Below are 13,178 nucleotides of genomic sequence, written 5' to 3'. Positions count from 1 at the left end.
CGCTGAATTTTCACATAGTTTTAGCGTAAAGCAGGAACATTGCCGATGAGTTCAACCTTTACTCAGCGTATCGCTTTTAAGCAAGCCCGGTCTGTACTACTGATCTCAGTGTTGTTGGGGCTTCTCTCAACCAGCTGGCAGATCTATATGGACTTTGATCTGGAAAAACTCAAGCTGCAGCAAGCGGTTGAGCGGATTACCCTTATGAACAGAGAGACGGCAACCCGTGCGGTCTATAATCTGGATAGCGAACTGGGGGGTGAGATCACCGCATCGCTGATATCCAATCCGATTATCATTCATGCCAGTATCATTGATGACTTCGGCGATAAACTTGCCGAACATAGCCGGGAACCCGCTGAGCAAACCCGGACCGCCTCCATAGTCAGCTCCTTTTTTCAGATCAGCAGTCATATTGAAACCCCGTTAACCGTAAGCCCATCCAGTAAGGATAGCGCGAAGCTGATTATCGACCTGGATACATCTCAAATTATCAACAACTATGCCCGCCGCATCACCACCAGCCTGACCGTCGGCATTATCACCAGTCTTATACTGGCAATGATATTCTTGGTGTTAATCTATCGTTACCTGTCGCGACCTATTCTCGATATTGCCAATTGGGTTAACCTGTTACGTCATAATGACCACTGTCCGCAACCACCTTACAATAAACCCGATGAGATCGGTGAGCTGGCTGAGGGGTTTGCCCGTCTCTGGCAGGAGAAAAACGAGAAAACAGACCTGCTAAATGAAACGATTAACAACCTGTCTAAAAGTGAACACTTTTCCCGCTCGCTGATGGATAACGCCGGTGATGCGATGTTTCTCTGCCGGCCTGACAGCACCATTGTCAGGGCCAACCATCAGGCTGAACAGACACTCAGGATCGATGGACAGTTGTTGATCGGTCAGTCGCTGGCAAACTTCAGTAAAAACTATACCGCCGAAGCACTGCAGGTGCTGTTTACCACCATCGATGACAAACAGATCAGCACCATCGAGGACGAGCAAAGCAGCACGCAGGGAGACCAGTTTCCGGTTGAAGCCCGCTGTATCAGAATGTGTCTCAACGATGAAGACTATATTATGATTCTGGCCCGGGATATCTCAGTCAGAAAAGCCGCGGAGAAACAGATCTTCGAACTGGCGTTTTTCGACACCCTCACCGGGCTCGCCAACCGCAGACTATTTATCGATCGCCTGAGTGCTGCGATAAACTTTCATCAGAACAGCCACCATTTTGGCGCAATCCTCTATCTGGATCTTGATCGTTTTAAAACGATTAATGATTCACTCGGCCACCCGGTTGGTGACGCCATTCTTTGCGAGGTAGCAACACGGCTCACCCGGATATTGCCGGAAAAAAGCACCTGCGCCCGCTTTGGCGGAGATGAGTTTGCTGTTCTACTGCCCGATACCGGAAAAACAGCGGAACTCTGTGCTGAAGTTGCAGCCTCCTGCGCGTTGAACATTTTGCAGGAGATGGCGCTTCCCTTTGTGATTGGTGACCACCAGCTCTACTGCAGTACCAGTATAGGCATTGCCATTTTCCCGGATAAACAAAATAACGCACTCGACGTCCTGCGCCATGCCGACACCGCACTCTATCGCGTAAAAACACTGGGCCGTAATAGTTACCAGTTTTTCGATCCGGAGATGCAATCCTCTGCTCAGGAACGGATGGAGGTGGAAAAAGGCCTGCATCAGGCGCTGGAACATAATGAGTTTGAGCTCTGGTATCAACCCCAGGTGAACAGTGATGATCAGATTCTCGGCGCCGAAGCGTTGCTGCGATGGCGACATCCGGACAAAGGCATCATTATGCCCGGGGACTTTATTCAGATCGCTGAAGAGAGCGGTCAGATTCTCGAAATAGGTAACTGGGTGTTAAAACAAGCCATCTCCCAACTGTCAGCCTGGCAAAAGCAGGGTTTGCCTGACCCATTTAAACGCCTCGCTGTTAATATCAGCCCGCTGCAGTTTATGCAGGTTGATTTTGTTGATCGTCTGCTGGATACGCTTGAAAAGGCTGAACTTCCCGGCTTACTGCTAGAGCTGGAGATCACCGAAAATATGTTGTTGAATAACTTTGACATTGCCTGCGGCAAGATGAAACTGCTTAAGCAACAGGGCATATCATTTGCCATTGATGACTTTGGTACCGGCTACTCTTCTCTGCGCTACCTTCATAATCTACCGCTGGATATACTCAAGATAGACAGGTCATTTGTTACCGGTCTGCGCCCCTCATCTGAACAGGCAGCCATTGTAGAGGTTATTATTGCCACCGCGGACCGGTTGAACCTGACAGTGATCGCCGAAGGCGTTGAAACCCTGAATGAACGCAGTGCGTTGATGGAGTTGGGCTGCAACTGCTTCCAGGGTTATCTGTTTTCCAAACCGATCAAAGCTGAGCAGTTCTACGACCGGTTGCAGCAAACAGCACAGAGCAGTCTGGTTGACGGGTAAGAGCATCGATGCCAATAACCCTGTCGTCTTATAACAACCCTGACCGGATCAGGTCGAAGCACTCCATGATCCGGGCAACATACTGATCTTTTGGTCGAAAGCTGCTACTGCTCTTACGCAGCATATCCTGCTCCATATGGTTCAACATCTTATTGAGTCGATAACGATGCAAGCCGGTAGCGGCCTGAAACGGATCGGAAATAATTCCCGCCAGCGCCGCAAAGGCCGACAGCAACGACAACACCCCTGCAATAGTGGCCACAGTAACACCAATGGACGGCGATGGCGGAAACACGCTGTAATACAGGTTACCTAAGGTTTCACCTAAGAAAAATTCACTGGCAGCCAGCTTAGTGCTGACCATCGTCGCCAGCATCAGCGCAATACCGATGCCGCCCGGGGTGAATTTCTGAAAGGCGAAGGCACCCAGTACGGTACAGGAGAGAGTATTGGTAATATCGGCGGAGGCGGTACGGGTAATGCGATACTGAGCCAGCGCTTCATCAACAATAGGCTCCATACGGGCATGAAAATTTACGCTATTCGCGCTACTCATCTCTTCCTGCTGATACAGCCCTCTCAACTCTTCCGCGATAAACCAGCTCAGGGACATCTCTGACTGGCCATGTTGTAACAGATCATTCAGCACCAGTTCACTGATATGGGTCTGCACCTGGGTGGTAAACCCCGCCGGAAAACGCCCCATTATGCGATATAACCCGCCTAGCCGGGAAGAACGACCGACAAAAAAGCGGATCATACTCACCAGCGCAAACAGCGGCGCCCAGAACAAATTGACCGGCGCTCGTAAAACATCAAAACCGAATGCCACCCGGTTAGTTTCTAATGCCGCCGGATAACTAAAGTGCTGTTTGATAAATCCAGGCACCCGCCCGCGACAGCTATCAAAATATCGACGAATACCGCTGACGACGGCCACTTGAATCGCCGCTTGCAGGGCGGCATCGGTGATCTGTTTATCAGGTTCTGAAAAGTGCATCGGGTTTGGCTGTTACTCAGTATTGGATTCTATAAGACCCGCAAACAGTTCCGGGGGTTCCTTGAATGAGTGATGTCTCATCGGTTTGCCGGACAGTTTAACGGCTTAGCATTACAAACAGCTTCAGTTTTGTAAAATTTCACCCCAATTTATACATCCGCCATGAATTTTCAGGTTCATTTCAAGTTCATCATGAATAGTGGTCTTGTAACCGCTAAAGACTCTCTGAACTACTGCGCTTTAGGGACATTTTTACGGGCCTCCGCGATCAACTTAACTGATCAGCCTGAAAAGGCCGGAGGCCACCATAAACCAGAGGAAGAATAATAATGATCACCACGATGAAAACCAAACTTTCCGGTGCGGCTATCGCAATGGCGGCTGCGGGTCTGGCCGGATGTGTAGGCGCTAATGCAGCCAGCTCTTCGACTGCAGCCCCAACAGATACTGTAGAACTCGGACATTGCTATGGGGTAAACAGCTGTAAGGGTCATAACGACTGCAAAACAGCAAATAATGCCTGTAAAGGGATGGCATCCTGTAAAGGTCAGGGTTTTGTTGCTATGCCAATTAAAGCCTGTAAAGATGCTGGCGGCACTGTCAGAGATGACTGGCGTGCTCAGATTGCTAAAGCAGAGCTTACCCAGTGCTTCGGTGTAAACGTATGTAAAGGGCATAATGACTGTAAAACGGCAGATAACGCCTGTGCCGGTCACGGTTCCTGCAAAGGTACCGGCTTTGTTATGAGCACCGCAAAATCCTGCGCGGATATCGGTGGTACAACCAAGTAAGTACTGCGGCTAAACGCTTTGCCTAACGCCCCTTTCCAACCAGCCAGGGGCGTTTCTGTTTACCTGATGGAGTTGCCATGAACGATCATTTTCTGGGCTTTGGCCTGGGGTTGAGAACCCAGCACTTTAATGATGTGCTTGAAAGCCGCCCCGATGTCGACTGGTTTGAGATTATCTCAGAAAACTTTATGGTTGCCGGAGGCAAACCCAAATATTATCTGCACGCCATTCGTGAGCAATATCCGCTGGTGATGCACGGCGTGTCTATGTCGATCGGTTCCACCGAGCCGTTGGACAAAGATTACCTGCAACGTTTGAAACTGCTGGCCAATGAGGTACAGCCGCAGTGGATCTCTGACCACCTCTGCTGGACGGGTCTGGAGGGTGTTAATAGCCATGACCTGCTGCCGATGCCCTATACCGAAGAGGCAATAGACCATATCGCCGGACGGATAATGCAGGTACAGGAAACACTGGGCAGACAGTTGCTGCTGGAAAATGTATCCAGCTATATCAGCTATACAGAATCAGTGATGTCCGAGTGGGAGTTTTACAGCGAAGTGGTTGAGCGTGCCGACTGTCTGATGTTATTAGATATTAACAATATCTATGTCAGTTCACGCAACCATAACTTTGATGCGCAAACCTACCTCAACTCAATCAACCCGGAGCGGGTTCGCCAGTTTCACCTCGCCGGCCACAGTGATTACGGCACCCATGTCATTGATACCCATGATCATGATATCTGTGATCCGGTGTGGGCGCTTTATCGCAAAGCTCTGCAACGCTTTGGGGCCGTCAGCACCATGATTGAACGGGATGATAATATCCCACCCCTGAATCAGTTACTGGACGAATTGCAGATCGCCCGTGATATTGCCGCCGAGGTACTGCCCTGCCCACACGCTGGAAAGCCTGCGGCACAGCTGGAGATCAGATGAGCAAATCAAGCGGAATGCTACACCTGCGCCAACAACAGATGATGGCAGCACTGCTGGCTGGGGATGATGCAATCACCGCTCATATCGCGGGTGACCATAACCTCGATGCACAACAACGTCTGTCAATCTATCAAAGCGGCTATCGATTACGCCTGCGGGAGGTGATCGATAACGATCATCCGGTGCTGGGCAGCTATCTGGGTGATGACCTGTTTGAACAGATGGTGGATGGGTATATCGAATCCGTACCGAGCAGATACCGCTCGCTACGCTACTATTGTGACCCACTGCCGGATTATCTGAAGCGCGACTCGTTTTTCGGTCAGTATCCTCACATTGCAGAACTCGCTCGGTTCGAACGCGGCTTGTTATCATCCTTCGATGCGCCGGACTGGGATACCGCATCAGTGGAAACACTGCAACAACTGCCACCGGAATTGTGGCCCGGGATGCAGTTACGATTTCACCCCAGCCTGCAGCTGTTTAGCAGCCATGATAATGCTGTTGAGATCTGGCAGGCGATCAAAGCTGACCAGACTCCCCCCAACCCGTCACAACAATCGGCCTGCTGGGTTATCTGGCGCAACCGGGAACGACTGACGGAGTTTCGTTCAGCAGCTCCGCTGGAACAGCGGTTAATACACTGTTTCATTGAGGGAGAGAACTTTACCACCGCGGCGGAATTAACCGCTGCAGAGGTCGGCGAAGAGGCCGCGGCGGCGGAACTACTCAGTGTATTAGTACGCTGGCTTGAGCTCGGCTGGATATCTCAGTTAACCGGTTTGGGGACGCAACCAACGCTGGAAATTGCCGAAAAACCTTAACCTGCCGTTTTCGACCAAGCGTTTATAAAAGGCTTTAATAAAGGGTTTGAGAAAAGTTTTGAAAGTGGGGGGGTCAGACTGGGTTGTTAACATGGACAGCGTTATTTACAGTACCCGACTCGTCAGCCAGTGTTATTCTGTTTCGCCCTCTCTGCTTACTGAGATACAGCGCGTTGTCGGCACGCATAATCGTCTGATCCATCGACTCATCAGAATGCCACTGGGCGATGCCGAAACTCAGTGTTACCACAGTCTCCGGCATACTATCCTCAGAGCACAATAGCTCAAGCCGGTGATTAACGTTGTCCAGCAAATTTTCCGCAGCCTTAGCAGAGGCATCCTGAAACAGAAGCAAGAACTCTTCACCGCCCCAGCGAATCAAAACATCACTCTTACGGATACTGCTGTGCAACAGGTCGGCTATCTGACACAAGACGACGTCACCAACAGCATGACCATAACTATCATTGATCTGCTTAAACCGATCAATATCCGCCATCACCACCGTCAACGGCTGCTTGGTTCTCAGAGCGTGCGCGTATGCCTGCTCTAACAACACCCCGCCCTGCCTGCGGTTAAACAATCCGGTTAAACTATCTCTGTCTGCCAGCATTTTCAACTCTGCCTGCTGACTCAGATGTAATCCACGCATAATCATAACGGCGAGAATCGACAGTATTCCCGAAACCAACATATTTATCAGTTTCATATAGAGCAGATATTCACTAAACGGAAACGCTAACACTGGCCTGACTAGCCCTACATTCAGTAGTGCAAACACCAGAACCAGCATGATCGCGGTAATAAACACCCGCCAGCGGCTACTGCTAGTATCCATAACAGCCAGAGCAGACATCGACCAAAGATAATACTGAAAGCCTGAATCAGCCCCCAGATAATAGGTTGCAACAACAGAATGGATTAATACTTCACAGCAGAAAAGCTGAATTGCCAGATTGATTCTGTTCCGATTACTCAGCCGTATACCATATGCCCATATCAGAACACTGATAACATTCAGCCAAGCCAGTATCTCAACACCGGTGAAATAAAAAAACGGTATCAGCAGGAAATGCAACAGTGCGGCCATCGGTGCGATAAACAAGATCACCTGTAAACGGTGATAATCGGATTGCGCCGAAGATTCCTGCTTCTGTAACAACGGCTTAATCATCCATAGAAACTCCAGACCATAGTCGGTTATGGTTTGGTTGTCTTGGGCCAGCGAAGATAATTAATGATCCACCAGCGTTAATGAGCGTTCTGAGTCAACGTCAGAAAACAGCTACATTAAATCAAGGTAATTATGTCGTGCAATAAAGTCAATTGTATAAAAGCACTACTCGACTCTATGACCGACTCTGCCCGACAGCCGGTTAAGGTGCTCTTAGCAGATAAGTGCTCACTTCAGCCTGATCCTTAATCAGCTTTTCCAGCACTTGCTGTTCCAGCGTCTCGTCTTTTTCAAGCAGGCTGTGTTTCAGATGAACTGAAAGCTTGTGCAAACCAAAAAATAGCTCAAACAACCCATCCAACTGCTGCCGGTAGATGTAAGCTTTTTGATCATGAAACACCTTTTCATAAGCGGTCTTTATCTCTATATACTCAGGTGTCCAGCGCATATTACGATAAAGTACAAAGCCATCAGCATCGTCGGCGGCCTTGAATTCCAGATATTGATTCCGCAGCTGATTACTTAATAAAACATAGTGCCCCGCCATCTGGCGGACAAACGCCTGTTGATTGGAAGGGTCAATCTGTTGAATATTGATAGCCGGGGGGGCTGCAGATTTCTCCTCACCGCACCCCGTCAGAACAAAACCTGATAAGCAGATAAACAGAACAGAGAAAGCGACAGATATTAGCCTGGTAACCGATTTCATAGATGAGCCTCTAACCTAAGTGATCACAAAAACAAGATGGCATACACCGCAAGGCCTTCTTTCTTTTCCAGACTCCAGAACACACTATACGCTGAATCTATTATCCGGAAATAGAAACTAGCCCAACAATTACCCAACTTGGGTAATCCTCCTAACGCGCTTTAATATTATTGAAAACAGCCTCAATCAACTCACCAACAGCGACGGTATTCAGACTTGTCTTCATATAGATGCGCAGACCAATCATTTGCACCTGCAGGTGTTTTGCCAGGATGTACGGATCCGAATGCTCTGCAATTTCACCCTGTTTAATCGCCTGCTGAAGAATTTCGGCAAATCGATTTTCTGTACGTTTAAGTAGTTCACGGGACAATTTCATCAGTTCGGGCTGATCATTCCGGGCCTCCGACAGGGTTTTCACCAGCATACAGATCTCGCTGGGATTGGTGTCGCGCCGTTCGATCACCACATTGCGAAAAAATGCCTCCAGTCCCGCCAGCGGTGAGCCCGCTTCCGCTATCCTCTGCTCCAGTACTGTCGCCATCTCCCGCGAGTAGCATTCAAGTGTTTCGCTATAGAGTTTCTCTTTACTGCCAAACGCGGCATAGATGCTTCCCGGCCGCATATCGAGTGCCTGTTGCAGATCCCGGGTTGACGCGCCATTAAAACCCTTTTCCCAGAACAACAGCATCGCTTTGTGAATTACATCTTCACGGTCATATTTAGCAATATTTGCCATCTCATCAGCCTTTTTGAACAGTTGTTCAAATTCTATCTTGAACAACTGATCAAAATCAAATAACCTAGAATAATTGAGCAGTCGCTCAAAAAAAACCAAAACTCAACAGTCAAGACAACACCGACTTCACTTTAAGGTTATATGATGAACAATTTAACTGTACACACGCTGGAAACAGCACCCGAAGCCAGTCAGCCACTGCTACAAAACTCAATCAGAAACTTTGGTTCACTGCCAAGCCTGCACGGCGTGATGGCGGAATCGCCTGTTGTTCTTGAAGCTTACCAAATGCTGCATAAGTGGTTTCAGGAAAGCTCTTTCAACGCTGATGAACTGACCGTTGTATGGCAAACAATCAACGTTGAGCATGAGTGTCACTACTGTGTTCCGGCCCATGCGGCTATCGCTAAAGCGATGAAAGTGGATGATGCACTGACCACTGCACTGCGCAACCGGAAGCCAATGCCCAGCGCAAAACTTCAGGCGCTTCACGATACAACCCTGCTGATCGTGCGTAACCGGGGGCAGGTAGATGAAACCGATATCGCCGCGTTTTACGCAGCGGGCTACACCCAGAAACACCTGTTGGAGATCATTCTTGGCCTGTCACAGAAAGTGATGAGCAACTATATCAATCACCTGGCTGACACCCCTATTGATGAGCGCTTTGCAGCCTTTGTCTGACAGTCCTTTAGCCGGCCAGTCACCGATGACTGGCCTCGCCAATGCCCCTTCTTCCACCAACCTTTTGCAAGCAATCAGCCGATAAAGCAAACAGAATGCGGAGTAAGAGCCTGACGATCGGTCACAAGAAAACGCTGCGGCGAATATTCCCTGTAGAGCAGAATAGTTGATGACAATGTGCATCGCCACGTAAACAACACTGACACGTTAACAACACAGGCTGATGGCATCGATATTGGTAGCGTCTGTCAGACAGCAGAGATGAGTAGCCCGGAAGAAACGGTCAGCACAACAGGCCACCCAATCAATCGGACAGTCAATCGGACAATCATTAAGATTTGTAGCAGATTTATGTCTGTTCCGGCACAGACATGAAACGCCTGAACGACAGGCATTAAAAAGGCCACATGTTGCGGCCTCTTTAGTCGTGAAACAGCAAATTACTTCTTACCATCGTCACTCATGAGCTTACGCACTTTGATAAATCCCCAGATCATAGCGCCAGCCATTGCTGCAACGCCTAGCAGGCTAGGCCACAGTGTTTCGAACAGATACGGATCCATAACAGTTACCTTTCTTGTGTTTCAAACTTGTTATTGATACTACTCCCGATAGCATTAGCAAATATTGATATAACTCAACAAGTCGACTGATTAGAGCAAATGGTCAAAACATAAAGCTGAAAACACGAAGCCTGAATACAAAAGCCCTGCGCAACATTAGCACAACCACTACCTCCCCTGCCTCTCATTGAAAATACGACCCATAAGCAACCAGGCAAAACTGCCGTTTAATCATGCTCCTGAAGCAGGGATTCTCACGGCCAGCCGGTCAAAGTTATCAACCTGAATCACCTGGCTCCAATCAATAAATCCAAAGCCTTTATTGATATATCAAAACATAGCTTTTGATAGTCTTCCTGCTCAATTGATGCCTTTTAAATAGAAAAATACAATCACAGAATACCGTGAAACAATCTCAATTAAATCCTTATTTATCAACAACTTAAAATACAAATTCAGTCAATATAAAATCCCATCAAAAATAAATTAAAAGCCCTTTTAAAACAATGGCTTACAAACCAAAGGATATCTTAAAATACTTTTGATTGATCAAAATTTATTATATAATAATCTTAATTAATTAAAGAATCTTCATTAAAAAGGTATTGATCATGCAAGAGAGAGAAATTAAGCTTCTATTTAAAGCGGGAGTGTTTGATTCCTGCCAGGCAGCACCGGTCTCTATTGCCCGTGGCTGGCGGCTGAAATTCATCACAAAACATAACGAAGTACTCACCCTTGATCTGCAACGCTCAAGAAGTGAGCGGGAATTTAAGAGTCTTGATGGCGCGGCCGCCGTTGCTAAACGAATCGGATTTGAATGGTTAAACGTTCAGATTGGCGATATGGAATGGCAGGAAAAAGTTTGATCATAAGAAAGCTGTTTCAGTGACTGTTGAATCACTGAAACGCTATTTGTAGTCGCCGGTGACGGCAAACGCCGCTCTGTTTACTGAAACAGTGGGCCCTGATGGATACAACCTGTCAGCAGCCAATTATGAGTAACACAGAGGAAGGGGAGCTGGTGAACTGCACGCGGCCCGGTACCTCAATAAAAATGAGATATAAAGAGGTACCGGCCCGGGCAAGAGGAGCTTGATTAAGCGCTTAATCAGCTCTAAAGATGAGCTCTAAAAATAAGCTCTTTAGCGAAGCGGTTAATCATTTTCCGCCGAGGGCGGCATCTATCTTTTTGTCGGTATTATATTGACTCAGTGCGTATACTGACCAGATCGCGGCGGGCAACCAGCCTACCAGAGTCAACTGAAGTATCAGACAGATAATGCCCGCAAAAGGCCTGCCGATGGTAAAAAACTGCAGCCAGGGAAGCAGCAGAGCTAACAACAATCGCATGGTTAAATCTCCTTTTTTATAACGTCATCAGTCCAGCCACTATCAGCCGATAATTCCGTCACGCAGTTCCGCTTCGGTCGCTTCACGTACGCTGATTACTTCGACTTCAAAGTTGAGAGTTTGCCCCGCAAACGGATGGTTGGCATCGATCGTGACTTCACCCTCAGCCTCATCAATATGAGTGATCATCACCAGTTGCGCGTCACCTTCTTCATCATCTAACTGGCACAGCATGCCCACTTCAATTTCATCAAAGCCGGCAAACGACTCAGCATCAATAATACTGACTTTTTCTTCGTCATACTCGCCATAGCCCTGCTCAGGTGGGACGGTAACGCTAAAGGTATCGCCCACAACACGCCCGTTCAGCGCTTGTTCCAGACCCGGTATAATATTTTTCTGGCCATGGATATAGGGCAGCGGCTCGCCATCCCGGGAGCCGTCCACTTTCTCCTGGTCTTCGTTAAAGAGGGTGTAATGGATCTCTACATAGCAGTTATTACTGATATTCATTTAGTTCGTTTCCATGGTTAATATTGTTGTCAGCCAGCTGCCAATCGCTTCAACCTCTGGCAGACAGAGGCCGTGATCTACCGGCCAGCAATGCCATTCAGGCTGATACCCTTGCTGTTGTAGCAGTTCACATGCCTGGACACCCAGGATCATCGGCACCACATCATCTTCACTGCCATGATGGATAGCAACCGGTATTGACCGGTTGGCATCAGTGCGGTGCTGTTTAATCAGTTCAGCAGTGGCCACATAGGTTGACAGGGTCAGCAGACCCGCCAGCGGTTTGGGACAGCATAGTGCAGTATGGTAAGCCACTGCGCCGCCCTGAGAGAAACCGGCCAGCACGATCTTTTCTGAGGGAATTCCCCGGGCTATTTCATGCTCAATCAGCGCATTAATCTGACTGACTGAACGCAGCAAGCCATCCACATCAATTTTGCGTTCCAGCTTCATTTCCAGAATGTCATACCAGGCAGGCATCTCCCAGCCCCCGTTCACCGTTACCGGTTGCACGGGAGCATTCGGGAATACGAACCTGACCGGCAGTGTATCCGGCAGATTAAGGGCCGGTACCACGGGCTCGAAATCATGCCCATCAGCCCCCAGCCCATGCAGCCAGATCACACTGGCAACCGCGGGCTGCACCGGTTCGACTTCGACACAGGGCAATCGTTGTTCTGTCATCTTTTAAGCTCCGTCAGTGTTCAGGGTGAGAGTCGGTCGATCTGCCACTGACCCTCCACCAGCGTATAGCTGAAGCGGTCATGTAGACGACTTGCCCGCCCCTGCCAGAATTCGAAATGACTGGGAATCAGGCGATATCCGCCCCAGAACTCAGGATAGGGAATATCCCCTTCAGGATGCTGTTGCTGTAGCTCAGCCACCGCCTGTTCCAGCGTTTCGCGGCTGTCGACCACTGAACTCTGATGCGAGATAGCAGCACTGATGCGGCTGCCAACCGGGCGTTCGTTAAAATATTTGCGTCCCTCTGCAGCGGAGAGTTTCTCTACCCGCCCCTGGATCCGCACCTGCCGCTCCAGCCCATACCAGTAAAACATCAGCGCGGCCTGAGGGTTATCCGCCAGCTCCTGACCTTTGTGACTGCGATAGTCGGTATACCAGGCAAAGCCTTCAGCGCCAAAATGCTTCAGCAGGACAATCCGTGCCGAGGGCATACCCGAAGCACTGGCGGTAGCCAGTGTCATCGAGGTGGCATCATCGGGACGGTATTCGGTGGCCGTATGCATCCAGTCAGCAAACTGCTGCACCGGATCAGCCGCCAGATCGGATCGGTTAAGAGGGTGCGCCTCATACTCTCGGCGCAGGGCTTTAAAATCACCCTGATCGGATTGACTCATAGATAACCTGAAAATTAAAACGCTGTGATTTTAGAATCCATTATGCAGCACCGATTT

Annotated in this window: 15 protein-coding genes; 6 read left to right on the top strand and 9 right to left on the bottom strand. The window is 48.9% G+C overall.

Annotated elements, in window-relative coordinates:
• Positions 1-45: 45 nt before the first annotated feature.
• Positions 46-2,472, top strand: a complete 2,427-nt coding sequence (locus Q0499_RS05755) for an EAL domain-containing protein (protein WP_299197140.1) — start codon at positions 46-48, stop codon at positions 2,470-2,472.
• A 28-nt stretch (positions 2,473-2,500) separates the two neighbouring features.
• Here the strand turns inward: Q0499_RS05755 and Q0499_RS05750 are convergent, their stop codons facing one another.
• Positions 2,501-3,472, bottom strand: a complete 972-nt coding sequence (locus Q0499_RS05750; protein ID WP_299197139.1) for a DUF6635 family protein — start codon at positions 3,470-3,472, stop codon at positions 2,501-2,503.
• Between the two features lie 329 nt (positions 3,473-3,801).
• On the opposite strand from Q0499_RS05750, the gene Q0499_RS05745 reads away from it, so the two are divergent.
• The 3 genes from Q0499_RS05745 to Q0499_RS05735 all read left to right on the top strand — a co-directional run bounded on the left by Q0499_RS05745 (position 3,802) and on the right by Q0499_RS05735 (position 6,028).
• The gene (locus Q0499_RS05745; protein ID WP_299197137.1) at positions 3,802-4,263 is read left to right on the top strand and encodes a hypothetical protein; all 462 of its coding nucleotides are present in this window, start codon (positions 3,802-3,804) and stop codon (positions 4,261-4,263) included.
• Positions 4,264-4,340: 77 nt separating this feature from the next.
• Entirely contained in the window at positions 4,341-5,204 is an 864-nt protein-coding gene (locus Q0499_RS05740; RefSeq protein WP_299197135.1) for a DUF692 domain-containing protein, read from the top strand.
• Positions 5,201-6,028, top strand: coding sequence for a DNA-binding domain-containing protein (locus tag Q0499_RS05735; RefSeq protein WP_299197132.1), 828 nt, complete (start codon positions 5,201-5,203; stop codon positions 6,026-6,028). The genes Q0499_RS05740 and Q0499_RS05735 overlap by 4 nt, the downstream gene beginning before the upstream one ends.
• Positions 6,029-6,101: 73 nt before the next feature.
• On the opposite strand, the gene Q0499_RS05730 is transcribed toward Q0499_RS05735, so the two are convergent.
• The 3 genes from Q0499_RS05730 to Q0499_RS05720 all read right to left on the bottom strand — a co-directional run bounded on the left by Q0499_RS05730 (position 6,102) and on the right by Q0499_RS05720 (position 8,650).
• Positions 6,102-7,202 carry a GGDEF domain-containing protein gene (locus Q0499_RS05730; RefSeq protein ID WP_299197130.1) on the bottom strand — a complete coding sequence of 367 codons (1,101 nt, stop codon included), beginning with the start codon at positions 7,200-7,202 and terminating at the stop codon, positions 6,102-6,104.
• A gap of 202 nt (positions 7,203-7,404) precedes the next feature.
• Positions 7,405-7,911 carry a hypothetical protein gene (locus Q0499_RS05725; protein ID WP_299197128.1) on the bottom strand — a complete coding sequence of 169 codons (507 nt, stop codon included), beginning with the start codon at positions 7,909-7,911 and terminating at the stop codon, positions 7,405-7,407.
• A 151-nt stretch (positions 7,912-8,062) separates the two neighbouring features.
• Entirely contained in the window at positions 8,063-8,650 is a 588-nt protein-coding gene (locus tag Q0499_RS05720) for a TetR/AcrR family transcriptional regulator (RefSeq protein ID WP_299197126.1), read from the bottom strand.
• A 144-nt stretch (positions 8,651-8,794) separates the two neighbouring features.
• On the opposite strand from Q0499_RS05720, the gene Q0499_RS05715 reads away from it, so the two are divergent.
• Positions 8,795-9,334 (top strand): carboxymuconolactone decarboxylase family protein, encoded by a 540-nt coding sequence (locus tag Q0499_RS05715; RefSeq protein ID WP_299197124.1) that lies wholly within the window; start codon positions 8,795-8,797, stop codon positions 9,332-9,334.
• 440 nt (positions 9,335-9,774) lie between these two features.
• On the opposite strand, the gene Q0499_RS05710 is transcribed toward Q0499_RS05715, so the two are convergent.
• Positions 9,775-9,897 (bottom strand): hypothetical protein, encoded by a 123-nt coding sequence (locus Q0499_RS05710; protein WP_299197122.1) that lies wholly within the window; start codon positions 9,895-9,897, stop codon positions 9,775-9,777.
• Positions 9,898-10,508: 611 nt separating this feature from the next.
• Here Q0499_RS05710 and Q0499_RS05705 point away from each other — a divergent pair.
• Positions 10,509-10,766 carry a hypothetical protein gene (locus Q0499_RS05705; RefSeq protein ID WP_299197119.1) on the top strand — a complete coding sequence of 86 codons (258 nt, stop codon included), beginning with the start codon at positions 10,509-10,511 and terminating at the stop codon, positions 10,764-10,766.
• Positions 10,767-11,058: 292 nt separating this feature from the next.
• On the opposite strand, the gene Q0499_RS05700 is transcribed toward Q0499_RS05705, so the two are convergent.
• The 4 genes from Q0499_RS05700 to pdxH are packed head-to-tail and all read right to left on the bottom strand — an operon-like array spanning position 11,059 to position 13,121.
• Entirely contained in the window at positions 11,059-11,250 is a 192-nt protein-coding gene (locus Q0499_RS05700; RefSeq protein WP_299197117.1) for a YqaE/Pmp3 family membrane protein, read from the bottom strand.
• Positions 11,251-11,292: 42 nt separating this feature from the next.
• Positions 11,293-11,763: a peptidylprolyl isomerase gene (locus tag Q0499_RS05695; protein WP_299197115.1), complete on the bottom strand. Its 471-nt coding sequence runs from the start codon at positions 11,761-11,763 to the stop codon at positions 11,293-11,295.
• Positions 11,764-12,447: a dienelactone hydrolase family protein gene (locus tag Q0499_RS05690; RefSeq protein WP_299197113.1), complete on the bottom strand. Its 684-nt coding sequence runs from the start codon at positions 12,445-12,447 to the stop codon at positions 11,764-11,766.
• Positions 12,448-12,467: 20 nt separating this feature from the next.
• Positions 12,468-13,121 carry a pyridoxamine 5'-phosphate oxidase gene (gene pdxH / locus Q0499_RS05685; RefSeq protein WP_299197111.1) on the bottom strand — a complete coding sequence of 218 codons (654 nt, stop codon included), beginning with the start codon at positions 13,119-13,121 and terminating at the stop codon, positions 12,468-12,470.
• Between the last annotated feature and the right edge of the window lie 57 nt (positions 13,122-13,178).

Origin of the sequence: uncultured Amphritea sp. (assembly GCF_937127095.1) — a bacterium.
Lineage (GTDB): Bacteria > Pseudomonadota > Gammaproteobacteria > Pseudomonadales > Balneatricaceae > Amphritea.
Note: the sequence above shows the minus strand (reverse complement) of the source record. Positions and strands in the feature narration are given on the sequence as shown.